The organism is Escherichia sp. 20412-1 (assembly GCF_003027595.1).
GTDB classification, from domain to species: domain Bacteria; phylum Pseudomonadota; class Gammaproteobacteria; order Enterobacterales; family Enterobacteriaceae; genus Escherichia; species Escherichia marmotae.
Map to the genome: position 1 here is coordinate 76,349 of NZ_PYQM01000011.1, position 22,166 is coordinate 98,514.

Annotated in this window: 24 protein-coding genes and 1 pseudogene; 10 read left to right on the forward strand and 15 right to left on the reverse strand. The window is 47.8% G+C overall.

Translation table 11 applies throughout. The annotated features are described in order from the left end of the window. The first annotated feature begins 42 nt into the window (after positions 1 to 42). Positions 43 to 1,584, forward strand: coding sequence for a transcriptional regulator TyrR (gene tyrR / locus C7B16_RS10275; protein WP_001516475.1), 1,542 nt, complete (start codon positions 43 to 45; stop codon positions 1,582 to 1,584). A 44-nt stretch (positions 1,585 to 1,628) separates the two neighbouring features. Here the strand turns inward: tyrR and tpx are convergent, their stop codons facing one another. Beyond that, positions 1,629 to 2,135 carry a thiol peroxidase gene (gene tpx, locus C7B16_RS10280; protein ID WP_000078458.1) on the reverse strand — a complete coding sequence of 169 codons (507 nt, stop codon included), beginning with the start codon at positions 2,133 to 2,135 and terminating at the stop codon, positions 1,629 to 1,631. Between the two features lie 118 nt (positions 2,136 to 2,253). Between tpx and ycjG the strand changes: the two genes are divergently transcribed. Next, positions 2,254 to 3,219, forward strand: a complete 966-nt coding sequence (gene ycjG, locus C7B16_RS10285; protein WP_001516473.1) for an L-Ala-D/L-Glu epimerase — start codon at positions 2,254 to 2,256, stop codon at positions 3,217 to 3,219. Here ycjG and mpaA read toward each other — a convergent pair. Next, a complete protein-coding gene (mpaA, locus tag C7B16_RS10290) occupies positions 3,194 to 3,922 on the reverse strand; it encodes a murein tripeptide amidase MpaA (protein ID WP_001516472.1) in 729 nt (242 codons plus the stop codon). The two genes, ycjG and mpaA, sit on opposite strands and share 26 nt — an antisense overlap. 182 nt (positions 3,923 to 4,104) lie before the next feature. On the opposite strand from mpaA, the gene mppA reads away from it, so the two are divergent. After that, positions 4,105 to 5,718 carry a murein tripeptide ABC transporter substrate-binding protein MppA gene (gene mppA / locus C7B16_RS10295; protein WP_016262045.1) on the forward strand — a complete coding sequence of 538 codons (1,614 nt, stop codon included), beginning with the start codon at positions 4,105 to 4,107 and terminating at the stop codon, positions 5,716 to 5,718. 1 nt (position 5,719) lies between these two features. Next, on the forward strand, positions 5,720 to 5,911 hold the full coding sequence (locus tag C7B16_RS10300) for a hypothetical protein (RefSeq protein WP_107179631.1): 192 nt from the start codon (positions 5,720 to 5,722) through the stop codon (positions 5,909 to 5,911). Positions 5,912 to 5,969: 58 nt separating this feature from the next. Here C7B16_RS10300 and ynaI read toward each other — a convergent pair whose 3' ends face one another. Next, positions 5,970 to 7,001, reverse strand: a complete 1,032-nt coding sequence (gene ynaI / locus C7B16_RS10305) for a low conductance mechanosensitive channel YnaI (RefSeq protein ID WP_107179653.1) — start codon at positions 6,999 to 7,001, stop codon at positions 5,970 to 5,972. Positions 7,002 to 7,245: 244 nt separating this feature from the next. Here ynaI and C7B16_RS10310 point away from each other — a divergent pair, with 244 nt between their 5' ends. Beyond that, entirely contained in the window at positions 7,246 to 7,503 is a 258-nt protein-coding gene (locus C7B16_RS10310; RefSeq protein ID WP_000605648.1) for a DUF2534 family protein, read from the forward strand. 51 nt (positions 7,504 to 7,554) lie between these two features. On the opposite strand, the gene uspE is transcribed toward C7B16_RS10310, so the two are convergent. The 4 genes and pseudogenes from uspE to C7B16_RS25795 all read right to left on the reverse strand — a co-directional run. Then, the gene (gene uspE, locus C7B16_RS10315; protein WP_001516469.1) at positions 7,555 to 8,514 is read right to left on the reverse strand and encodes a universal stress protein UspE; all 960 of its coding nucleotides are present in this window, start codon (positions 8,512 to 8,514) and stop codon (positions 7,555 to 7,557) included. A 151-nt stretch (positions 8,515 to 8,665) separates the two neighbouring features. Then, entirely contained in the window at positions 8,666 to 9,418 is a 753-nt protein-coding gene (gene fnr / locus C7B16_RS10320) for a fumarate/nitrate reduction transcriptional regulator Fnr (protein ID WP_000611910.1), read from the reverse strand. A 194-nt stretch (positions 9,419 to 9,612) separates the two neighbouring features. Further along, complete coding sequence (gene ogt, locus C7B16_RS10325; protein ID WP_001516468.1) at positions 9,613 to 10,128, reverse strand: methylated-DNA--[protein]-cysteine S-methyltransferase; 516 nt, start codon at positions 10,126 to 10,128, stop codon at positions 9,613 to 9,615. A 10-nt stretch (positions 10,129 to 10,138) separates the two neighbouring features. Then, positions 10,139 to 10,293 (reverse strand): annotated as a pseudogene (locus C7B16_RS25795) (p-aminobenzoyl-glutamate transporter); the annotation flags it as partial. A gap of 447 nt (positions 10,294 to 10,740) precedes the next feature. Here C7B16_RS25795 and smrA point away from each other — a divergent pair. After that, the gene (gene smrA, locus C7B16_RS10330) at positions 10,741 to 11,304 is read left to right on the forward strand and encodes a DNA endonuclease SmrA (protein ID WP_001516467.1); all 564 of its coding nucleotides are present in this window, start codon (positions 10,741 to 10,743) and stop codon (positions 11,302 to 11,304) included. Positions 11,305 to 11,334: 30 nt separating this feature from the next. Here the strand turns inward: smrA and C7B16_RS10335 are convergent, their stop codons facing one another. Continuing rightward, positions 11,335 to 12,567 carry a sensor domain-containing diguanylate cyclase gene (locus C7B16_RS10335; protein ID WP_000207190.1) on the reverse strand — a complete coding sequence of 411 codons (1,233 nt, stop codon included), beginning with the start codon at positions 12,565 to 12,567 and terminating at the stop codon, positions 11,335 to 11,337. Between the two features lie 195 nt (positions 12,568 to 12,762). Between C7B16_RS10335 and C7B16_RS25005 the strand changes: the two genes are divergently transcribed. The 4 genes from C7B16_RS25005 to dbpA all read left to right on the forward strand — a co-directional run bounded on the left by C7B16_RS25005 (position 12,763) and on the right by dbpA (position 15,658). Next, positions 12,763 to 12,810: a hypothetical protein gene (locus tag C7B16_RS25005; RefSeq protein WP_214678597.1), complete on the forward strand. Its 48-nt coding sequence runs from the start codon at positions 12,763 to 12,765 to the stop codon at positions 12,808 to 12,810. Between the two features lie 13 nt (positions 12,811 to 12,823). Further along, the gene (gene zntB / locus C7B16_RS10340; RefSeq protein ID WP_000452014.1) at positions 12,824 to 13,807 is read left to right on the forward strand and encodes a zinc transporter ZntB; all 984 of its coding nucleotides are present in this window, start codon (positions 12,824 to 12,826) and stop codon (positions 13,805 to 13,807) included. A 274-nt stretch (positions 13,808 to 14,081) separates the two neighbouring features. Next, complete coding sequence (gene ynaL / locus C7B16_RS24780) at positions 14,082 to 14,255, forward strand: protein YnaL (protein ID WP_001296046.1); 174 nt, start codon at positions 14,082 to 14,084, stop codon at positions 14,253 to 14,255. A 29-nt stretch (positions 14,256 to 14,284) separates the two neighbouring features. After that, positions 14,285 to 15,658, forward strand: coding sequence for an ATP-dependent RNA helicase DbpA (dbpA, locus tag C7B16_RS10350; protein ID WP_038354512.1), 1,374 nt, complete (start codon positions 14,285 to 14,287; stop codon positions 15,656 to 15,658). 94 nt (positions 15,659 to 15,752) lie between these two features. Here the strand turns inward: dbpA and ttcA are convergent, their stop codons facing one another. From ttcA to C7B16_RS10385, 7 genes are all read right to left on the reverse strand, one after another. Beyond that, positions 15,753 to 16,688, reverse strand: a complete 936-nt coding sequence (ttcA, locus tag C7B16_RS10355) for a tRNA 2-thiocytidine(32) synthetase TtcA (protein ID WP_016248740.1) — start codon at positions 16,686 to 16,688, stop codon at positions 15,753 to 15,755. 51 nt (positions 16,689 to 16,739) lie between these two features. Further along, positions 16,740 to 17,975 (reverse strand): tyrosine-type recombinase/integrase, encoded by a 1,236-nt coding sequence (locus C7B16_RS10360; RefSeq protein WP_107179632.1) that lies wholly within the window; start codon positions 17,973 to 17,975, stop codon positions 16,740 to 16,742. 1 nt (position 17,976) lies between these two features. Next, on the reverse strand, positions 17,977 to 18,192 hold the full coding sequence (xisR, locus tag C7B16_RS10365; RefSeq protein ID WP_000079604.1) for an excisionase XisR: 216 nt from the start codon (positions 18,190 to 18,192) through the stop codon (positions 17,977 to 17,979). A gap of 99 nt (positions 18,193 to 18,291) precedes the next feature. After that, positions 18,292 to 18,480 (reverse strand): DUF1187 family protein, encoded by a 189-nt coding sequence (locus C7B16_RS10370; protein ID WP_001302840.1) that lies wholly within the window; start codon positions 18,478 to 18,480, stop codon positions 18,292 to 18,294. Next, positions 18,473 to 18,667 (reverse strand): type I toxin-antitoxin system endodeoxyribonuclease toxin RalR, encoded by a 195-nt coding sequence (ralR, locus tag C7B16_RS10375; RefSeq protein WP_042853000.1) that lies wholly within the window; start codon positions 18,665 to 18,667, stop codon positions 18,473 to 18,475. Before ralR ends, C7B16_RS10370 begins: the two co-directional genes overlap by 8 nt. Before the next feature lie 56 nt (positions 18,668 to 18,723). After that, positions 18,724 to 19,533, reverse strand: coding sequence for a recombination protein RecT (gene recT, locus C7B16_RS10380; protein ID WP_107179633.1), 810 nt, complete (start codon positions 19,531 to 19,533; stop codon positions 18,724 to 18,726). Next, positions 19,526 to 22,156: an exodeoxyribonuclease VIII gene (locus C7B16_RS10385; protein ID WP_107179634.1), complete on the reverse strand. Its 2,631-nt coding sequence runs from the start codon at positions 22,154 to 22,156 to the stop codon at positions 19,526 to 19,528. The genes recT and C7B16_RS10385 overlap by 8 nt, the downstream gene beginning before the upstream one ends. Between the last annotated feature and the right edge of the window lie 10 nt (positions 22,157 to 22,166).

Genomic DNA, 22,166 nt, shown 5'->3' on the forward strand with positions numbered 1-22,166 from the left:
ATATCATCATATTAATTGTTCTTTTTTCAGGTGAAGGTTCCCATGCGTCTGGAAGTCTTTTGTGAAGACCGACTCGGTCTGACCCGCGAATTACTCGATCTACTAGTACTAAGAGGCATCGATTTACGCGGTATTGAGATTGACCCAATCGGGCGGATTTACCTTAATTTTGCCGAGCTGGATTTTGACAGTTTCAGCAGCCTGATGGCGGAAATTCGCCGTATAGCAGGTGTTACCGATGTACGCACGGTGTCGTGGATGCCTTCCGAGCGTGAACATCTGGCGCTGAGCGCATTGCTTGAGGCATTGCCTGAACCCGTGCTTTCTGTCGATATGAAAAGCAAAGTGGACATGGCGAATCCGGCGAGTTGTCAGCTATTTGGTCAGAAACTTGAGCGTTTACGCAATCATACCGCTGCGCAATTGATTAACGGATTTAATTTTTTACGTTGGCTGGAGAGTGACCCGCAGGATTCGCATAACGAACATGTGGTGATCAACGGGCAGAATTTCTTGATGGAGATAACGCCGGTCTATCTTCAGGATGAAAATGACCAGCACGTTTTGACTGGTGCGGTGGTGATGCTGCGTTCGACGATTCGTATGGGGCGTCAGTTGCAAAATGTGGCTGCGCAGGACGTCAGCGCCTTTAGCCAGATTGTCGCCGTTAGCTCGAAAATGAAACACGTTGTCGAGCAGGCGCAAAAACTGGCGATGTTAAGCGCGCCGCTACTGATCACGGGTGACACGGGTACAGGTAAAGATCTCTTTGCTTATGCCTGTCATCAAGCCAGCCCTCGTGCCGGTAAACCTTATCTGGCGCTGAACTGTGCATCTATTCCGGAAGATGCCGTTGAGAGCGAACTGTTTGGGCATGCCCCGGAAGGGAAGAAAGGGTTCTTTGAGCAAGCGAACGGCGGTTCGGTGCTGCTGGATGAGATTGGTGAGATGTCGCCACGGATGCAGGCTAAACTGCTGCGTTTCCTCAATGATGGCACCTTCCGTCGGGTTGGCGAAGATCATGAAGTGCATGTTGATGTGCGGGTGATTTGCGCGACGCAGAAGAATTTGGTTGAGCTGGTGCAAAAAGGCGTATTTCGGGAAGATCTCTATTATCGCCTGAACGTGTTGACGCTGAATCTGCCGCCGTTGCGTGACTGCCCGCAGGATATCATGCCGTTAACCGAATTGTTCGTCGCGCGCTTTGCCGACGAGCAGGGAGTGCCGCGTCCGAAATTGGCTGCCGATCTGAATACCGTGCTGACACGTTATGGTTGGCCGGGTAACGTGAGGCAATTGAAAAATGCGATTTACCGTGCACTAACGCAACTGGATGGCTACGAACTGCGCCCACAAGATATTTTGCTGCCAGATTATGACGCTGCTACCGTCCCTGTGGGGGAAGATGCGATGGAAGGTTCGCTGGATGAGATCACCAGCCGATTTGAACGATCGGTATTAACCCAGCTTTATCGCAATTACCCCAGCACGCGCAAACTGGCAAAACGTCTGGGTGTTTCCCATACCGCGATTGCCAACAAATTGCGTGAATACGGCCTGAGTCAGAAGAAGAGCGAAGAGTAAACACGTAAAATGCCTGATGGCGCAATACCATCAGGCATAATAACTTACGCTTTCAGTACAGCCAGAGCTGCGTCGTAATCCGGCTCGGTGGTGATTTCATTCACCAGTTGGCTGAAAATCACATTGTCATTTTCATCAATTACGACAACTGCGCGCGCTGCCAGACCTTTCAAGGGGCCTTCAGCGATCTCAACACCGTAAGCTTTCAGGAATTCGCTATTACGGAAAGTGGAAAGGGTGATTACATTGTTCAGACCTTCCGCACCGCAGAAACGAGACTGGGCGAATGGCAGATCGGCAGAAATACACAGTACAACGGTGTTATCGATTTCTGTCGCCAGTTGGTTAAACTTACGTACTGATGCGGCGCAAACACCGGTATCAATACTCGGGAAAATGTTCAGCACTTTGCGTTTACCCGCAAACTGACCGAGGGTGACGTCAGACAGATCTTTTGCCACGAGAGTAAAAGTCTGCGCTTTGCTACCCACTTGCGGGATGGAATTGGCGACTGTAACCGGGTTGCCCTGGAAATGAACGATTTGTGACATGATTATCTTTCCTGTTTACATATAGTTAACGTCACATCTAGTTTATGCTAACTGTCAATAACACAGCAAACGCTATTTGCGCTTAATCCGCAAACCACCGCGGCAACAAGGAGTAAAGATGAGAACCGTAAAGGTATTTGAGGAAGCCTGGCCGTTACATTCCCCGTTTGTGATTGCGCGAGGTAGCCGTAGTGAAGCGCGTGTGGTGGTGGTTGAACTGGAAGAGGATGGTGTTAAAGGCGTAGGGGAATGTACTCCCTATCCGCGCTACGGTGAAAGTGATGCTTCGGTAATGGCGCAAATTATGAGTGTTGTGCCGCAACTGGAAAAAGGACTGACACGAGAAGAGTTGCAAAAAATTTTGCCCGCTGGTGCGGCACGCAATGCGCTGGATTGTGCGTTGTGGGATCTCTGTGCGCGTAAACAGCAGCAGACGTTAGCTGAATTTATCGGCATAACGCTTCCCGACACTATTACCACGGCGCAGACAGTGGTTATTGGTACGCCGGATCAGATGGCCAGCAGTGCATCAGCACTCTGGCAGGCGGGGGCGAAATTGCTGAAAGTGAAGCTGGATAACCATCTTATTAGCGAGCGGATGGTGGCGATCCGCGCAGCGGTTCCGGATGCGACGTTGATTGTTGATGCTAATGAATCCTGGCGCGCGGAAGGGTTGGCGGCGCGATGTCAGTTGTTGGCTGATTTAGGCGTCGCTATGCTGGAACAGCCGCTCCCGGCACAGGACGATGCGGCGCTGGAGAATTTTATTCATCCGTTACCCATTTGTGCTGATGAAAGCTGCCATACCCGCAGTAACCTGAAGGCGCTGCAAGGGCGCTATGAGATGGTTAACATCAAACTCGATAAAACCGGCGGGCTAACAGAAGCGCTGGCGTTGGCGACCGAAGCGCGTGCACAAGGTTTTAGCCTGATGTTAGGCTGCATGCTATGTACTTCACGCGCCATTAGCGCCGTTTTACCGCTGGTGCCGCAGGTCAGTTTTGCTGATCTTGATGGCCCGACCTGGTTGGCGGTGGATGTGGAGCCGCCGCTACAGTTTACGACCGGCGAATTGCATCTTTAGGATGCCAACGCAGTAAATTCGCCATTGCAAAGAGATACTTTTCGCTGGCTTCATCTGAGGAGACAGGCGGAAACTCGGCGGTAATACAGTGCAAGTTCAGATCAGCACACCAACTGCCGAAGGAGCCGGGCGTTTCATAGCCGACGCTGGTCACCAGCGGTAATTCAAACGCCTGAGCCAGCCATTCACCTAATTCACTGTGCCTGGGATCTTCAATACAAGCCAGCGGATCGTGAAAAGAGACTATCCAGGCGGGTTGGATACGATGAATGAGCTGGCACAACGCCTGGGTTTCAGGTTCTGAGCCTGGTTTATCTCCGGTCAGCAAGACCACATCGCGCTTTTCGGCGGCGCTGTTCCAGCGGTACACCGTTTCACCTTCTTTCCAGTTCGCTGCAGGAAAGTTTCTGTTCAAATCCACACCATTAGCATTGGCTCGTAAACCAAGCTGGCAACCGTCAGGATTCACACAGAGCACGACATGATGGCGGCGCAGAGAAGGGGTTAATGTGCGTAATGCGCAGGAGAGGGTGACGACGGAAGAATTTTCGTCGCCGTGGGTGCCAGCCAGAATCAACCCACTTTCGCTGCTGGCTGCAGACGCCGGAAACCAGATCAATGGCGCACCTAATAATGAACGTCCGTAATGTTCGGTTCCTGGCGGAAAAGCGCCCCGTTCGGCGCGCGGGCGGGTCACGGTCATAATCGTCTCGAATATAAGAAGTATTACAGGCAGTGTTGTGCAAATTTTGCGGATTATCAAATCCTTTTCGACAACGATATGTTATCGATCCTTTATCACTTTTTTACCGGAAGTTATTTGCATTTCTTCAAGGAGAAACAAATAATTACGCATCAATCTTAACATCGTTTTGAGGGTATCTTATGAAGCACTCTGTTTCAGTCACTTGTTGTGCGCTGTTAGTCAGCAGCATTTCCCTGTCGTATGCTGCAGATGTTCCGGGCGGCACAGTACTGGCAGAGAAACAGGAGTTGGTGCGCCACATTAAAGATGAGCCTGCATCATTAGATCCCGCGAAAGCCGTGGGTTTGCCAGAGATTCAGGTCATTCGCGATTTGTTTGAAGGGTTGGTGAATCAGAACGAGAAAGGCGAGATTGTGCCTGGCGTTGCTACCCAGTGGAAAAGTAATGACAACCGCATCTGGACTTTTACCCTGCGCGATAACGCCAAATGGGCCGATGGTACACCGGTAACGGCACAGGATTTTGTCTATAGCTGGCAGCGTCTGGTGGATCCGAAAACGTTGTCTCCGTTTGCCTGGTTTGCCGCACTGGCTGGAATCAACAACGCCCAGGCAATTATTGATGGTAAGGCTACGCCAGCTCAACTTGGCGTCACCGCTGTTGATGCCCATACTCTGAAAATTCAGCTTGATAAACCGTTGCCCTGGTTTGTGAATTTAACCGCTAACTTTGCTTTTTTCCCGGTGCAAAAAGCCAACGTTGAAAGTGGTAAAGAGTGGACGAAGCCCGGGAATCTGATCGGCAATGGTGCTTATGTACTTAAAGAGCGCGTAGTAAATGAAAAGCTGGTCGTGGTGCCGAATACCCATTATTGGGATAACGCTAAAACGGTGCTGCAGAAAGTGACTTTCCTGCCAATTAACCAGGAGTCCGCCGCGACCAAGCGCTATCTTGCAGGTGATATTGATATCACTGAATCCTTCCCAAAAAATATGTATCAGAAACTACTGAAGGATATTCCAGGGCAGGTTTATACGCCGCCGCAGTTGGGGACGTATTATTATGCATTTAACACGCAAAAAGGGCCAACGGCAGATCAACGTGTCCGTCTGGCATTAAGCATGACGATTGATCGTCGTCTGATGGCAGAAAAAGTATTAGGTACAGGTGAAAAGCCGGCATGGCATTTTACGCCAGATGTTACCGCCGGATTTACGCCAGAACCTTCGCCGTTTGAGCAAATGAGTCAGGAAGAACTGAATGCCCAGGCGAAAACATTGTTGAGCGCTGCCGGATATGGTCCACAGAAACCGTTGAAACTTACACTGCTGTATAACACTTCGGAAAATCACCAGAAAATTGCTATTGCCGTCGCGTCGATGTGGAAAAAGAATCTTGGTGTAGATGTCAAATTACAAAATCAGGAATGGAAAACCTATATCGATAGTCGTAACACCGGTAACTTTGATGTTATTCGCGCCTCGTGGGTCGGGGATTATAATGAACCATCGACTTTCTTGACGCTGTTAACATCAACGCACTCAGGGAATATTTCACGTTTTAACAATCCGGCATACGACAAGGTACTGGCTCAGGCATCGACTGAAAATACCGTTAAAGCGCGCAACGCCGATTACAACGCGGCAGAGAAAATCCTGATAGAACAAGCACCGATTGCGCCGATTTATCAATATACTAATGGTCGGTTAATCAAACCGTGGTTGAAAGGTTATCCAATTAATAACCCGGAAGATGTGGCGTATAGTCGGACTATGTATATAGTGAAGCATTAATATGATGTCATCTGGCGCGGTTAAGCGCGCCAGATTTAACAATCCCGATAAAATCCCTTCTTTTTTTAAATCCTCCCTATATGTACCGGGGATCGGCCACAGCACTGAGTCGGAAGTTTTCTTTGGTACTGAAGAACAGTATGTTCAGTTTAAAGCGGGTGAGAATAATGTAGCACTGGCTGCTGTTAATTGAAAAAATAAATAAGACTGGATGGCAAATATGTATATCGCCATCCAGTTTCTACGGGTTGTTACTTCATCTGATCCGGCGGTGTAATATTATCCATATACAACGTCTGGCTTGGGAAGGCAAAATCTGCGCCATGCGACTGTACAATATCGATAATCTTCAAATAAACATCCTGTTGGACTGCCAGCCATTCGGCCCATACCGTGGTTTTGGTAAAGCAATAAACCATGATATTTAATGACGAGTCAGCAAACTGGTTGAAATAGACCAGTAAGGTTTGTCGCTGATCGATGTCGGGGTGATTTTTCAGCATTTCGCGTACTGCTTCGACAACTGCACCCACTTTTGCCGCGTCTTCATAACGTAAACCGATGGTCGTAGTAATACGACGGTTGGTCATGCGTCCCGGGTTTTCTACGCTGATAGACGAAAACAGCGAGTTTGGCACGTACAGAGGACGGTGATCAAAGGTGTTTATTTTAGTGATACGCCAGCCAATTTCTGTCACCGTACCTTCGATATTTCTGTCCGGTGAACGGATCCAATCGCCAATGCTAAAGGGACGATCGAAATAGAGCATAATCCCGGAAAAGAAGTTACTCAAAATATCTTTACCGGCCATACCGACAGCAAGACCACCAATACCACCGAAGGTCAGCAACCCGGAAAGGCTCATACCAAAATGTTCACCGTAAAGCAGAACAATCACCACAATTATGCAGATTTTGATGATACGTGACATAATCCGCGCACTGGTGATATCACGGCCTTTTTTTATCTGTTGTTTTTCAAACTGGTTAATCAGAAGGAATAACTTAACCGTCAGAATAAGCGCAATCAGTGACGTACAAATAAAATCGACGGCGTCTGGTGTGATAAATTTGAGTTTGTAATTTTCAATGACATAATTAATGATGCTGCCAACAGCACTAATAATTATGGTGTAGATCAAAAATTGAACCGCATGGAATAAGAATCCTTTCTTGTTACGATTCCCACGACGAAACAAAAAGCTCATCAGAATCAATGCTGCGCAGCTACCGAAAATAATGACCAGATTAAGCGCATTATTTGTAAACAGTTCAGCGATCATTGTTTTATCAGGCTCCTCCAGATTGGTTGAAGTCATGCCGGAAACCCCTGGCGGGGCTATTTTACCGCGACAAATGATTCATATCATCAATAGTAAGGGAAGGAAGTAGCAACATCAGCGAATTGATCAATAGATTGATGATATAAACGTCAACAATCTGACGCCTTCAGAGCAGACAACGACAAAATCTCATGGTATTGTTACGCGTAAGTAACAGAGAGTTTGTTTGCACAAGGATTACATTATGATCATGATGAAATTAAAGTCAGCGAGGGGAAGAAAGTTTCTCTTAGGCTTGTTGGCGGTTTTTATTATTGCGGCGTCGGTGGTGACTCGCGCAACCATTGGTGGTGTTATTGAACAATATAATATTCCGCTGTCTGACTGGACGACATCAATGTATGTGATTCAATCTTCGATGATTTTCGTGTACAGCCTGGTTTTTACCGTGTTGCTGGCAATCCCGCTGGGAATTTATTTCCTCGGCGGCGATGAGAAATAAGCAAGAAGAAAAGGCCCGAAGTATCGGGCCTCGTGAGTAATTAAAGAACGATTAATCGTCGTCGTCTTCTTCTTCGTCATCCAGTTCAACTGGCGTCTGGTATTGATCGGGTTTGATTACCAGCAGGTCGCAACGGAGATGATCAATCACCTGTTCCGCCGTATTGCCAAGGAATGCCGCGGAAATTCCGGTTCGTCCTACGGTGCCAAGAACGACAATTCCTGCCTGCAAATGTTCCGCCAGATCAGGAATCACTTCTTCCGGCAGACCTTTTTCGACGTGCGTCATGTTTTCATTAATACCGAATTTCTGCCGCAGGGCTTTCATCGCCAGCAAATGTTGTCCGCGGATAGCGTCGTTATAAACGCTTGGATCAAATTCCGGCAGCTCAATAGCAATATTAATAGGAGTAACGGGATACGCGCCAACCAGATGGACTTCGGTGTGATTCACCTGTGCAGCCAGTTCAATCGTCTCTTTCACCAGTTTTTCATTGAGCGCATTATGATACGGCTCTTCGCTGGCGAGATTTACTGCCACCAACGCCTTACCGCCTTCCGGCCACGGTTGATCTTTCACCATCCACACCGGACTTGGGCATTTACGCAACAGATGCCAGTCGGTAGGGGTAAAGATAACCGCTTCCAGACGATCATGTTGGTGTGCCATTTTCAGGACTAAATCGTGCCCACCGCTGACCACTTCCTGAATGATGGCTTCGAAAGGACGGTTATGCCAGACCACTTTGATTTCAATGGGGACGCCAGCGTTAAGATAATATTTCGCCTGCTCGTGTATCCACGCAGTTCGCTGACTGATAACACCCTGACGCATGGCGGTGCGCTCGTCCGGGGAGAGCAGGGTAGTCATTTCGTATGAGAAATCATAAATCGGCAAAAAAGCTTTAATTTTGCCACCAATCCGTTGATGTAAATAAACAGCTCGCCGTAATGCTGGTTGATCGTCCTGGTTAGGATCGATAACAACGAGCATGTTCTGATACATAGCCATACAGGGTCTCCTTACAACAACTGTCAATGCAGTTTGTAATTAAAAGATTAACCCATATCTGGTGAATGAAACAGTGATGAACCTTCTGCCAGATCAATAAATCAGAAAAATTTAATGATATGACAGAAGGATAGTCGATTATGCGGAAAAATCAGGCGACGTTGCGCGTATGACCAGCAAGCAGGGCCAGCGCATCGTTATTTTCGATGGTGATGTATTTACCTTTGACTGCCAGCATGCCGCTTTTTTGGAAGCGTCCCAGCAGACGGCTGATGGTTTCTACCGTCAGGCCCAGGTAGTTGCCGATATCGCCACGAGTCATCGTCAGGCGGAATTCACGAGGGGAGAAGCCGCGTTGGGCAAAACGACGGGACAGGTTGTAGATAAAAGCAGCCAGACGTTCTTCTGCATTTTTCTTCGACAGCAGCAGAATCATGTCCTGATCGCCTTTAATTTCACCGCTCATCAGACGCATCATCTGCTGACGCAGATTCGGCATTTTACCAGACAGATCGTCCAGTGTTTCGAACGGGATTTCACATACCATTGACGTTTCCAGCGCCTGGGCGAAGCTAGGGTGATGACCGCTGCCAATAGCGTCAAAACCTACCAGATCGCCTGCTAAATGGAAGCCAGTGATTTGCTCGTCGCCTTGCTCTGTGATGGTATAACTTTTAATCGTACCGGAGCGGATGGCATAAAGCGATTTAAGTTCATCACCAGCCTTAAACAGCGTCTGGCCTTTCTGAATAGGCTTCTTTCGCTCAATGATATTATCAAGCTGATCAAGCTCATGTTCGTTTAGTGTGAACGGGATGCAAAGCTGACTGATGCTGCAATCCTGGCAATGGATAGCACAACCGCCAGACTGAATGCGCCGTATAATTCGCTTTTCCGGGATCATAGGTCTGCTCAAGCCGTAATTGATATTTGTCAATTTTAACATCTTTTTAGGGAGCAAGTAAGTCTAAGCAAACCTTAACAGCGGAGAATTCCGATAATAGATGTAAATATATATCTATCTACTTGAAAATTATTAAATTATTAAGGATGGCTTTACATAAAACTGTGAGCAAACCGGCACAAATTGTTTAAGGTCTACAGCAGCAGATAGCCTTCATGGCGCAATAACCACTCTTTTCGCTGCACTCCGCCTGCATATCCGGTCATCGTGCCGTTTCGTCCAATAACCCGGTGGCAAGGTACGACAATACTGATCGGATTTGAACCGTTCGCCGCGCCAACGGCGCGCGCTGCGCCCGGACGACCCAGATGTTCTGCCAGTTGACCGTAATGCATTACCTGGCCACAAGGAATAGTGCGCAATGTTTTCCACACTTCCCGCTGAAATGGAGTACCACCAGTAGCGGTAGGAAGGGTATCAATAATGCTAAGATTACCGGCAAAATAGTCGCGAAGTTTGTCGCTAAGACCGCCGGGATTGGTTGCGGAAATTCGCTCATAACCTTCTTTGCGATAATGGATGTCCAGCAATTGCACCATGCGATCACTGTACTCTTCCCATTCAACCGCCCGCAGACGGAATTGTTCATCGCAAATCACCCATAGTGGACCCAATGGGGTGGCAATTTTTTCTTCAAGTAATCTCAGCATCCGTTCTCTCTCAAGACAAACGTGGGTAAAACCCGGACTAATCAGTAGACCGACAAGATACCATGCCAGCAATATCAGCAGCCATACCACCAAGAATATAAGAGGAGACAGTAAGGCTAACAAATTGTAGGTATCCAGTTTGGCGACTGGCTTATATCGTTGCAGGAGTCAGAGAAACAGAGATATTAGTGCTGATGGTTATATAGAGGTGCAAACAATGCAAAAAAGGGGGCAGGCAGCCACTGCTGATCGCGTTTTTAGTCTGCGAATGTGATTATCTTCTGCGCACGCATAAAAAAATAGAGCCTGTCGACATCCGCCAGACTCTACAGTACACACAGCAGTGCATCCGCGTCTTTATTCCGGCCTGGGTTCCTGTCTGCCGGTGACAGTGTTATAACGGTTTTACCACTCTGTTGCCAATTTTCTTCAGTGACCGGTTTCACGAAAATATAAGTTAAATCAGCCGCTATACAACTGAGTCATCATGCATTAATGCTTCGCCGTAATATATGTTGTTCCTAATCTGCATACGGGAAATTGCGCCAGACCGTTGTCGGCCTGATGGGGCACAGTTATTATATCGCGCTCTGTATTGCGTGAGGATGCTACATGAACCCTGACGACAAATCGCTGTTTCTTGACGCCATGGAAGATGTCCAGCCACTGAAATGCGCTACTGATGTCTACTGGCATCCAACGCGTAACCAACGTGCGCCGCAGCGTATAGATACGCTGCAACTTGATAATTTTCTCACCACCGGATTTCTTGACATTATTCCACTAAACCAGCCGCTGGAATTTCGTCGGGAAGGGTTGCAACATGGGGTGATTGATAAGCTACGCAGCGGCAAATATCCGCAGCAGGCCAGCCTGAATTTACTGCGCCAGCCGGTGGAGGAGTGCCGTAAAATGGTATTCAGTTTTATTCATCAGGCGCTGGCGGACGGCTTGCGAAATGTGCTTATTATTCATGGCAAAGGGCGGGAAGATAAATCACACGCGAATATTATTCGTAGCTATGTGGCGCGTTGGCTGACGGAGTTCGAAGACGTACAGGCCTATTGCACCGCACTACCGCATCATGGCGGTAGTGGGGCATGTTACGTCGCGCTGCGTAAAACGGTGCAGGCGAAGCTGGAAAACTGGGAACGCCACGCTAAACGTAGTCGATAATTAAATGACGCTTCCGCGTTTTTGAATATATCAGGCGGCTAACACGCGGTTGCGTCCGTCATTTTTTGCCCGATACAAGGCATCATCAACACGCTTAAACAGTTCATCGATGTTTTCATTTCCTTCGTGATGCGCCACGCCAATACTGACTGTGAAGCGCGGTAAGCCCGAAATACTCACTTTTGCCACGCTCAAGCGGATAGTTTCAGCCAACGAAAGTGCAGTATCCAACGGGGTTCTCGGCAACAATAAGACGAACTCTTCCCCCCCCCAACGAAACACCAAATCGCCTTTGCGGGCGCAACTTTCAAGAGTATGGGCAAGCGAGCATAACACTTCATCTCCTTTCTGATGACCGTATAAGTCATTGATATGCTTAAAACGATCGGTGTCGATGAGCAACAAACTATAATCCTGAGCTATTGCCAGGTGCTGCATCTGTCCGGGGTCGGTTATGTGATAAAACTGCCGACGGTTGAGTAATCCCGTTAGTGCATCATGGTGGGCTGCATGTTCCAGTTGTTCCTCCAGCCGTTTTTGCTCTGTAATATCATGTACGATGCATAACATTAACCTGTCGCCGTAAATCTCAATTGGCCCGGCATAAGTTTGCACATGCCGAATGGAGCCATCTGCCAGTTTATGGACAAAATTGAGTGGCTTATGGCCGCCGGGCAACCGTGAAATTTCATGCATGACTGGCATGATGCGACGCCCAAGCATATTTATTTCCCAGGTGTGCTTCTGACACATTGTTTCATGGTTGTAGCCGTAGAAATTGAGCGCGGCCAGATTAGCATCGACGATTTGGCCATCACGTGAGGGATCAATTAACAGCATCGGTGCAGAGTTGGTCAGAAAAAAACGAGCATAAAACCCTTGTTTTTTACGCTGATAATTCGCTGAACGACTGGCTTTTAACCCCAGTGTTGCTGGAGTTTCCATTCCTTCGAAGATAATTACTTTTCCCGTCTCACTCATCTCTTTGAGGGTCAATCGGCAGCTTAATGCCGCCTCTTCACCATTACGCTGGACAGTGAGAATTTCTACAATATCGAGCTGGTTATGCAAGTCTGTGAGGTATTTAGGAAGCTCGTTTTGCGAGGAGATGGAATAGAGGCCGGTACGTAGCTGACTAAAGGTGAGTTCTTGCATCAAAAGTCGCGCTGCACTATTGGCATAAATTAATTGTTCTTCAAAGGGTGAAACGATCCAGACAGGACTGGTTAATAAGTCCAGAGTATTGAAGTTGTGCGTAGTCATTGAAATCCCGTTATTTTTATCAATCTTTTGTTACTACCTGATCGCAAAAATGCCACGACAAATGATCAGATAATTCTGATAATGATAGACGCTATTTAACGCTTTACACGTTTTCAAATCAGGAAAAGTATTTTGCTTTCTGTATTTAATTTTGACAGGATTTTATTAATCATTTCAGGGTAATGGGGTGATGAGATGTTGCGTAAGATGACCAGAAGACTAGACTACAAAATAATGCGTTGACAATGGAGGCACTGTGGAAGTGATTAAGGGAGCGGACGTAAATGTCCCGGATGCAGTATTTGCCTGGATGTTGGATGGTAAAGGCGGAGTTAAACCGCTGGAAAATACAGATGATATAGATGAAGCGCATCCTTGCTGGCTCCACCTCAATTATGTGCACCATGACAGTGCCCAATGGCTGGCGACAACACCCTTGTTGCCAAATAACGTACGCGATGCGCTGGCGGGGGAAAGCACGCGGCCCAGGGTCAGCCGTCTTGGGGAAGGGACGTTGATTACTTTACGCTGCATTAATGGCAGTACTGATGAACGTCCCGATCAACTGGTCGCCATGCGTGTTTATATGGATGGACGGTTAATTGTCTCGACCCGACAACGTAAAGTGTTGGCGCTGGATGATGTGGTTAGCGATCTGGAAGAGGGAACCGGCCCGACCGATTGCGGTGGCTGGCTGGTGGATGTGTGTGATGCGTTAACCGATCATTCCAGTGAGTTTATAGAACAACTGCACGATAAAATTATCGACCTGGAAGATAATCTGCTCGATCAACAAATACCGCCGCGCGGTTTCCTGGCGTTGCTGCGTAAACAATTAATTGTGATGCGTCGCTATATGGCACCGCAGCGTGATGTTTATGCTCGCCTTGCCAGTGAGCGTCTGCCGTGGATGAATGACGACCAACGCCGCCGAATGCAGGACATTGCCGATCGTCTCGGACGCGGCCTGGATGAGATTGACGCCTGTATTGCCCGAACCGGCGTGATGGCAGATGAAATCGCTCAGGTCATGCAGGAAAATTTAGCGCGTCGTACTTATACGATGTCGTTGATGGCAATGGTCTTTTTACCCAGTACGTTTTTAACTGGGTTATTTGGTGTCAACCTCGGTGGTATTCCTGGCGGGGGATGGCAATTCGGCTTTTCGCTTTTTTGTATTCTGTTAGTTGTTCTTATTGGTGGTGTTGCTTTATGGTTGCATCGTAGTAAATGGTTGTAACAAAAGAAAATTTGTCTACTTCCTGTATATAAAAACGCCGTAAAGTTTGAGCGAAGTCAATAAACTCTCTACCCATTCAGGGCAATATCTCCCTCGCAGGTGAATGCAACGTCAAGCGATGGGCGTTGCGCTCCATATTGTCTTACTTCCTTTTTTGAATTACTGCATAGCACAATTGATTCGTACGACGCCGACTTAGATGAGTCGGCTTTTTTTTGCCTGTTATTTTTCAGCGTCTACCCTTTAAGAGTCCACCCCATGACCGGAGGGAAATATGACGACACTCATTTATTTGCAAATTCCTGTCCCTGAACCCATTCCTGGCGATCCCGTACCAGTGCCAGATCCCATCCCTCGTCCGCAACCCATGCCAGACCCGCCGCCAGATGAAGAACCGATTAAATTGTCGCATCGTGAGCGTAGATCTGCGAGGATACGCGCCTGCTAATTTTGCGTCGATGACCACGAGAATAGATTGTGACCGCTTTTTCTACCCTGAACGTTTTGCCTCCCGCCCAGCTCACTAACCTTAATGAGTTGGGCTATTTAACCATGACGCCGGTGCAGGCCGCCGCGCTTCCGGCGATCCTTGCCGGAAAAGATGTTCGCGTGCAGGCGAAAACTGGCAGCGGCAAAACGGCGGCATTTGGCCTTGGCTTGTTACAGCAAATTGATGCGTCGCTGTTTCAGACCCAGGCTTTAGTGCTGTGCCCGACCCGTGAACTGGCGGATCAGGTTGCCGGAGAGTTGCGCCGGCTGGCGCGTTTTCTGCCGAATACCAAAATCTTGACCTTATGCGGCGGCCAGCCGTTCAGCATTCAGCGCGATTCGCTGCAACATGCGCCGCATATCATCGTGGCAACGCCGGGTCGTTTGCTCGATCACCTGCAAAAAGGCACTGTATCGCTGGATACTCTGAATACGCTGGTAATGGATGAAGCCGACCGTATGTTGGATATGGGATTTAGCGACGCAATTGATGACGTCATCCGTTTTGCGCCTGCTTCTCGCCAGACGCTTCTGTTTTCTGCAACCTGGCCGGACGCAATTGCCGCGATTAGCGGTCGTGTACAACGCGATCCTTTAGCGATTGAGATTGATACGTCAGATGCTTTACCGCCTATTGAACAACAATTTTATGAGACATCCAGCAAAGGCAAAATTTCGTTGTTGCAGCGGTTATTAAGCTTGCATCAGCCATCATCTTGTGTGGTGTTCTGTAATACAAAAAAAGATTGCCAGGCTGTGTGTGATGCTCTGAATGAAGTAGGGCAAAGTGCATTGTCGTTACATGGCGATCTGGAACAACGCGACCGCGATCAGACGTTGGTTCGTTTTGCCAATGGTAGCGCACGTGTGCTGGTGGCGACCGATGTCGCGGCACGTGGTCTGGATATCAAATCTCTTGCGCTGGTGGTGAACTTTGAGCTGGCGTGGGACCCTGAAGTTCATGTACATCGCATCGGGCGTACTGCGCGAGCGGGGAATAGCGGTCTGGCGATCAGTTTCTGTGCTCCGGAAGAGGCGCAGCGGGCGAATATCATTTCTGACATGTTGCAGATAAAACTTAACTGGCAAACGCCGCCAGCCAGCAGCGCCATTGTGCCGCTGGAAGCAGAAATGGTGACGTTGTGCATTGATGGTGGGAAAAAAGCGAAAATGCGTCCAGGCGATGTGCTGGGGGCGCTGACGGGGGATATTGGTCTGGATAGCACAGATATTGGCAAAATTGCCGTTCATCCAGCACATGTCTACGTCGCAGTGCGTCAGTCTGTTGCCCATAAGGCATGGAAACAGTTACAGGGCGGAAAGATTAAAGGGAAAACGTGCCGGGTGCGGTTATTAAAATAACGAAATGTTGAATTGCCGGATGCGACGCTGGTTGCGTCTTATCCGGCCAGCACAAGAATAGCCCGATAAGCTTGCGTATCGGGCGCTATCCTGGTTATTTCACTTCAACCACATTCAGGCGTAACTCATCCAACTGATTTTCATCTTCTTCAGGCTGCCAGCCCGCGGGTTGTAGTGGTAGCTCTTCGCGATCAAACGCCAGATCACCGCCGTTAACCACTTCAGAACCGTGGGTAATGCCTTTGAAATCGAACAGATTGGTATCGCACAGATGTGACGGCACCACATTCTGCATCGCGCTGAACATTGTCTCAATACGCCCTGGATAACGCTTATCCCAATCACGCAACATATCGGCAATCACCTGACGTTGCAGGTTAGGCTGTGAACCGCACAGGTTGCACGGAATAATCGGGAACGCTTTCGCATCGGCAAAACGCTGAATGTCCTTTTCACGGCAATAAGCCAGCGGACGAATTACGATATGTTTGCCGTCATCGCTCATCAGCTTTGGTGGCATACCTTTCATCTTGCCGCCGTAGAACATGTTTAAGAACAGCGTTTGCAGGATATCGTCACGATGGTGACCCAGTGCGATTTTCGTCGCGCCCAGTTCTGTTGCCGTGCGGTAAAGAATACCGCGACGCAGACGAGAGCAGAGTGAGCAGGTGGTTTTGCCTTCCGGGATCTTTTCTTTCACGATCCCATAAGTATTCTCTTCAACAATTTTGTACTCAACGCCCAGCTTTTCAAGATACTCCGGCAGGACGTGCTCCGGGAAACCGGGCTGCTTCTGGTCGAGGTTAACGGCAACCAGCGAAAAACTGATTGGCGCGCTTTGCTGCAAATTCCGCAGGATCTCCAGCATGGTATAGCTGTCTTTTCCCCCGGAAAGGCAAACCATAATGCGGTCGCCATCTTCAATCATATTGAAGTCAGCAATGGCTTCGCCCACATTGCGGCGCAGGCGTTTTTGTAATTTGTTCAGGTTGTATTGTTCTTTCTTCGTATTCTTTTGATTTTCTTGCATTATTTCAGTTCTCTGGTACTAAATGGGGCAAATTGGGGGCAAACTTTGCAACTACGATAACCGCGCATTCAACATAGCTACCTGTTCGTCGTTCATGTCATCAATCCACATACCGTAAATTTCATACACCATTTGCGCAGTTTCATGCCCCATCTGGCTGGCTATAAATGCCGGGTTTGCTCCTGCCGTCAACAGCCAGCAGGCAAAAGTATGTCGCGTATGGTACGGATTACGGCGGCGAATACCAGCACGTTTTACTGCTGCATTCCATCTTGCACCCAAACTGCTTACCGAGTAATAAGGTTTCTGTTTTTCGTTACACACCCTGGGCATGAAAACAAAATGCAGTTTTTGCTTTTCAGTTCTGCCGTACTCCCGATGATAAAAAGTGATTTCGCTTTTGCGATGATTCCCGGTCAGTTTGTATTGCTCCTTCAGTGCTTCAAGAGCCGGCTGCAGTAATGTTACCGTCCGGATCCCGGCATTTGTTTTTGGGGGACCGAACATATCAAGTATCGTCAGGTTTCTTCTGACATTCACAATTCCCTTCTCGAAATCCACATCCTCCCACGCCAGAGCTGCCAGTTCCCCGTGACGAAGCCCGGAGTAAACGGCAAATTTCCACAAGTTTTGGCTCTGTCCTTTTTCACTTTCCATTAATGCATTGAATTCTGTTTTAGATAACGGGTCAGGCTTTATTCTGTTTCGCTGTAATTTTTTTACTCCTTCAAATGGTTTGGTTGATATAAATCCCGACTGATACGCAAAACGTAACAACGAACAGAGCAGGGCGATATAGTTATCAACTGTGCGCACGGTTCTTCCTTTTTTGTTGGATCTTGGATTATCCAGGTAAAGCGTTTCTCCATGCAGCAGTTCATTCCGGTAGTTTAAGATATCGCTATAACGAATATGCGATATCGGGGTACTCTCACAAATTATTATCCTGAGTGTTTTTAATTGTGATTTCGTTTTCTTCATTGTGTTTGTTGTTAACTCTGTCTCTTTAATTTTTGTCCAGATATCACAAAGCTCCCCGAATGTTTTTATGACCCTCGTTGTCACCATTTTTGCCCCAGTGCTGGACTGGGGAAAACGTCTTAAATACTCAAATTCACCGGAACTGATTTCATGAACTATCAACGCTCTTAAATTCCCGGCCTTTTTAATGTTACTGTTAGTAATCTCCCAGCCTTTCAATGTTTCCCTACATCGTTTTCCTCGAAACATGAACCAGATGCGAATGTATTTACCTCGAATCTCGACACCTGTTGGTAATTTAGACATATCATGAGTCTTTGATAAACTGATTTATCTTCGGATAGTTGTACCAGATAATCCCTCGCTTACTGTCTGGCTTCCCTAAAGGAGATACTCGTTTGAAGTGGAAGCCTTCCACCCAACAGTTCTGGCGGTATGCTTCAATTTGTCTGGCACCCAGACCAGTGCGAAGCATCAGGCCGTATTCAACCATCCACTCTTCATTAAAGATTACTTGTGCCATCGCATCACCTCTGGCAGGCGCCAATGTTAGGCTGAAATTGACGCCCGATGTTGATTATTAATAATCAGCTATGAAGTTTTAATTTGAATACAATGCAATTCATGAGGACTGAAGTTTCTCGCAATTAAAATTTATCAGTTTTACTTTCTGCTCTCTGGAAACGCCTGCTTCTTTTTTCCCTGAGAGCATTTTTTCGCATTCTGATTTCGTTAGTTTAGATTTTGAATATCTTGTCCAGTTAGTAGGAGTGCCACCTTCCTTTTCAATTGTAGCGGTAATTTTATACATGAACACCTCCATTATTATTTCCAGTGGTTCGTTTATTCCATCGTTCGAGTGCTTCTTTTTCACTTCCACCATAGCCGGTTCGGGATTCGCATCCGTTACACTTCGCGCGGTAATATCCTGAAATGGCTTTCACCGTTACTGATGGACAACCACAAAACGGACATGGTTTAACATCGTCATATCTCATAATTGTTCTCATAAAAAATATTTCACGTTGGCGGTGCATTACACCGCCTAGCTGAATTATTCCTCTGAATTATCGATTACACTGTATTCCCCGGTTAATACAGAGGAATCTGCCGGATCGATTGTCAGTGGTTCCTTTTCATCCATTGATACCGCGCGCTGGATCTCAATTGATACGGGCAGGTATTTGAACAGGCGACGAATAGCCGTTTTCTTTGCCATTTCTTCCCAGTGAGTTACCCACGGCCCGTTATTACCAGCTTTACTTTGGCTGCGCACCAGCTCAATCTGTTTGCGCGTCATAACTTCAAACTGAGTACCTCCGTCTTTCAGTCTTGCGACAGCATAGACGTGGGTAACTGGGACATCTTCGTTTTCTCCCGGGCGGTGTATTAACTTTTCATCAAGGCCAAATTCGAAGCTAAACTCGTCACCTTCACGGACAACACGGGCTGACAGGCTGGCGATTTGACCAGAACGGCGAGCCAGATCAATCATGCCGCGATAGCCAATGATTAGCTGAACGTTATTTTTACCGCTCTTTTCGTTTTTATTACCAAAAGGCAGTAAATATGCGTGGCCAAGGGCGCTACCTGGCTCAAGGCCGAGCTGTGAACACTGTACGATTGCACTGACAAAACTCATAGAGTCACACTTTCCTAACGCTGGAACTTTACGAATTTCTGTGGTGGCGATACGGATCATACGTTCAGCCGTCATATGGCGTGGAAGAGCTGCTGCCAGTTGCTCTTTCATTGATGGCTGGTTAATAAAACTAATCACGTCGTTATTTTTAACTGCTGCTGGTGCACGGTTTCCCTGAGTTTTTTGCAGATCGGCTTTTGCGATTGGTGGTTGCTTAGTCATTTGCATATTCCTTAGCCCAGCGGGGCAGTGATAACGTCTTAATAGCTGGCCATTCATCGGTATTGAGGCAGTCAGCCAGGGTTCGCAGATTGCGGTGATATTCCAGTTGACCTGCCAGTTTTGCTTCTTCGCCCATCATGAAAATTTCAACCGGATAACGTCCGCATTCAATAGTTGTGCTGGCGACCAGAAAAACGAAAGTTGGCTGCACTCCAAACTGTGCTTCATAACCGTCACTGTAGAATGCATCCTGAACGTGATAGCGGTAGTCGTAATAAGCGGTTTTGAATCGTTGAATATCCGCCGTAGTTTTCACGTCCATGATCCAGTGAAATTCAGGGATAATTTTGTCCGGACGGCACCGACACAAAATTCCTGTTTCAGGATCTTCCCAGTAAATTGATGATTCAGCGTGTCCGGCGCTTTCAACAAGCCATTGCCCCAGCGGCAAAGCCATAACGCTTTGATACATGAGCTCAATTTTCCGGCTTTCTTCCGCAGTGATAACCGTTTTTCCTGTGCTTGCGCATTTCATAAGAAACGCTTTCTCTTCTTCTTTTCCGGCGTTTGTACGGCGGTTAAATTCAGGTGCTACGATAAAGCGGTTACTGAATTCTTCCGGTTCAAGTACCCGGCAGTGGAAAGCGGTTCCTAAATCGAGCGTTTTTGTCTTTGTGGTGTCCACGGGGGCATTTTTACGCCACAAATACAGTGCCGGAGTATCAGCAATGTCATCGAGCTGAGACTTACTGACACCGGGACCCGCGTGGTAATTCTCATTCGAAATTCCGTAATAAATACCTGGCTCTATGTCTTCTACGATTACGGGATCTGCGACTTCGCCAGTTTCATCACTGCAATCGCGATGCGGATCGCTGCCAGCGTTCTCCGGTAACAAATCATCAGTTTTTTCCGTTTTCTCCGGCTCTTCTTCCTGTGCTTCATCTGTTTTTTTTTCGTTCCTGGGTTCGCCTTCCGGATACAGGTTCTCTTTTGTCTGCTGTTCGTCATTTTCTGTTTTTTCGACTTCATTTGAGGGAATATGATGACCGGGAATCCATTTCGGATCATTCGGGTCGCTAATTCCGTCAACAAATTCACCACGTGATGCAGCAAGCAATTTATCGGCATCGACAGGATTTTTTGATGGAATGTTTTTCCGGGCTTCATGGAGTTCTGCCCGCAGTTCCTGATATTTCGTATCAACAGAATTTACCTGTGACTGAGCATCCAGCGGCTGCGTGTTCTGATGATGCTCAGTTGCATCCGTTTCCACTGTTTCAGCCGTTGCCTGTTCATCTGCCATTGCGCCAGATGGTTGCGGTTTTTCTTCATCATCCTGTTTTCCTTCTTCTGTTACACGCTGCGGCATCGGGGCAGAGGAGCGACCGCAGGCAATATCCACGATTTCCGGATCAGGGTTGGCATGATCGGTTTCAGTCAGTACTCTGTTGAGATATTCGGTGACACGGTGGGGGGTAGCCTCTATGCCAACTGGTGCTTCTTTTACGGACGCAACAGTGATGGCGCGGGAGTAATCCTTGTGGCCTGGCATGGTGATGAATTTGCCGAAAAAAACAGAAAAGGGCGGCTTATTCTCTGAAACGATTTCTTCAACGCGTTTTGCATGTGCCGGATGAAGGTTATAAATATCCACGTCCATTGAACGGGCCAGTACGCCAGTGGCTACGTCGAATGCCACTGACGCATCATCGTGGACAAAACCTTCGCCACGGTCGGTAAGAATTCCTCCGCCAGCATTAGCACCGGATGGGGTGCGATTGATTTCAGATACGCAATTTCCCTTTGCCCACTCTTTTGTCAGCAATCCCTGATCAAGGTAGTCAGTCTTCATCCAGGTGGAAATGAACTTGTCGAATTCTGCCGGGCTGATACGGCGGGTTGCTGCGTGAGTGAATGCCTTTTCCACCGAATGCGCCAGTCTTCCCAGATGATGGTTTGTCAGCTTATCCAGCTCAGGATGCGAACGTACTGCGGTAAGCAGGCTCTGTATGTTTCCATCTTCCATATCCATTTCGATGCGGATCACGTCCCTGCGTTGTTCTGGTGTGGCGTGATGTTTGTATTTCCCGTCGAACTCCCGACCAAATAAGTAGAGGTGCAGGAAACGATGGGTAAGGCTCAGGGTGGCGACGGGAATTTCACATTCAGGGCAGTCATCATCACTGTCCCGGGATTCACTTTTCTCTGCGTTCTCTGGCTGAGAATCACTTTGTTCATCGCGGTCACGGCTGACACCTGTAACAGTTTCGCTGCTGGTATTGTCAGTGCTGGCAGGTTTGTCCTGAGCAGAGGGAGAGGGCGCGATAAATACCATTGTGATACCATCTTCCCCGCCTTTTTCGTAACGGTTGCAGAATTCAGTGTCAAACACGCCTTCAGGTGGAAGGTCATCCACAACGGGTAAATGGACGCGGACGGGTTTTTTGAAATCATCTTCGTCGTAGCCTGCATCGTCAATCGCAACAGCACCACGGGAGATAGCAATGGACAATTTTTTTGCTTCAGCCCAGTAAAAACCGCCTTTAATACCGAGGCGTTTTCTTACTTTGTCATTTTTGGCTTCGTAATACAGTGGGTAAACTTGTTTATCAGTGCTCATTGTCTTTTAA

Bases quoted from the DNA above. Each gene is read 5' to 3' on its own strand.
- xisR (WP_000079604.1), bottom strand. From the start codon at position 18,192: ATGGCACAAGTAATCTTTAATGAAGAGTGGATGGTTGAATACGGCCTG.
- C7B16_RS10310 (WP_000605648.1), top strand. From the start codon at position 7,246: ATGATCATGATGAAATTAAAGTCAGCGAGGGGAAGAAAGTTTCTCTTA.
- C7B16_RS10370 (WP_001302840.1), bottom strand. From the start codon at position 18,480: ATGTATAAAATTACCGCTACAATTGAAAAGGAAGGTGGCACTCCTACT.
- C7B16_RS10300 (WP_107179631.1), top strand. From the start codon at position 5,720: ATGATGTCATCTGGCGCGGTTAAGCGCGCCAGATTTAACAATCCCGAT.
- fnr (WP_000611910.1), bottom strand. From the start codon at position 9,418: ATGATCCCGGAAAAGCGAATTATACGGCGCATTCAGTCTGGCGGTTGT.
- tpx (WP_000078458.1), bottom strand. From the start codon at position 2,135: ATGTCACAAATCGTTCATTTCCAGGGCAACCCGGTTACAGTCGCCAAT.
- uspE (WP_001516469.1), bottom strand. From the start codon at position 8,514: ATGGCTATGTATCAGAACATGCTCGTTGTTATCGATCCTAACCAGGAC.
- smrA (WP_001516467.1), top strand. From the start codon at position 10,741: ATGAACCCTGACGACAAATCGCTGTTTCTTGACGCCATGGAAGATGTC.
- mppA (WP_016262045.1), top strand. From the start codon at position 4,105: ATGAAGCACTCTGTTTCAGTCACTTGTTGTGCGCTGTTAGTCAGCAGC.
- ynaI (WP_107179653.1), bottom strand. From the start codon at position 7,001: ATGATCGCTGAACTGTTTACAAATAATGCGCTTAATCTGGTCATTATT.
- ttcA (WP_016248740.1), bottom strand. From the start codon at position 16,688: ATGCAAGAAAATCAAAAGAATACGAAGAAAGAACAATACAACCTGAAC.
- C7B16_RS10360 (WP_107179632.1), bottom strand. From the start codon at position 17,975: ATGTCTAAATTACCAACAGGTGTCGAGATTCGAGGTAAATACATTCGC.
- recT (WP_107179633.1), bottom strand. From the start codon at position 19,533: ATGACTAAGCAACCACCAATCGCAAAAGCCGATCTGCAAAAAACTCAG.
- ynaL (WP_001296046.1), top strand. From the start codon at position 14,082: ATGACGACACTCATTTATTTGCAAATTCCTGTCCCTGAACCCATTCCT.
- ogt (WP_001516468.1), bottom strand. From the start codon at position 10,128: ATGCTGAGATTACTTGAAGAAAAAATTGCCACCCCATTGGGTCCACTA.
- mpaA (WP_001516472.1), bottom strand. From the start codon at position 3,922: ATGACCGTGACCCGCCCGCGCGCCGAACGGGGCGCTTTTCCGCCAGGA.
- C7B16_RS10335 (WP_000207190.1), bottom strand. From the start codon at position 12,567: ATGACTACGCACAACTTCAATACTCTGGACTTATTAACCAGTCCTGTC.
- ycjG (WP_001516473.1), top strand. From the start codon at position 2,254: ATGAGAACCGTAAAGGTATTTGAGGAAGCCTGGCCGTTACATTCCCCG.
- C7B16_RS10385 (WP_107179634.1), bottom strand. From the start codon at position 22,156: ATGAGCACTGATAAACAAGTTTACCCACTGTATTACGAAGCCAAAAAT.
- ralR (WP_042853000.1), bottom strand. From the start codon at position 18,667: ATGAGATATGACGATGTTAAACCATGTCCGTTTTGTGGTTGTCCATCA.
- tyrR (WP_001516475.1), top strand. From the start codon at position 43: ATGCGTCTGGAAGTCTTTTGTGAAGACCGACTCGGTCTGACCCGCGAA.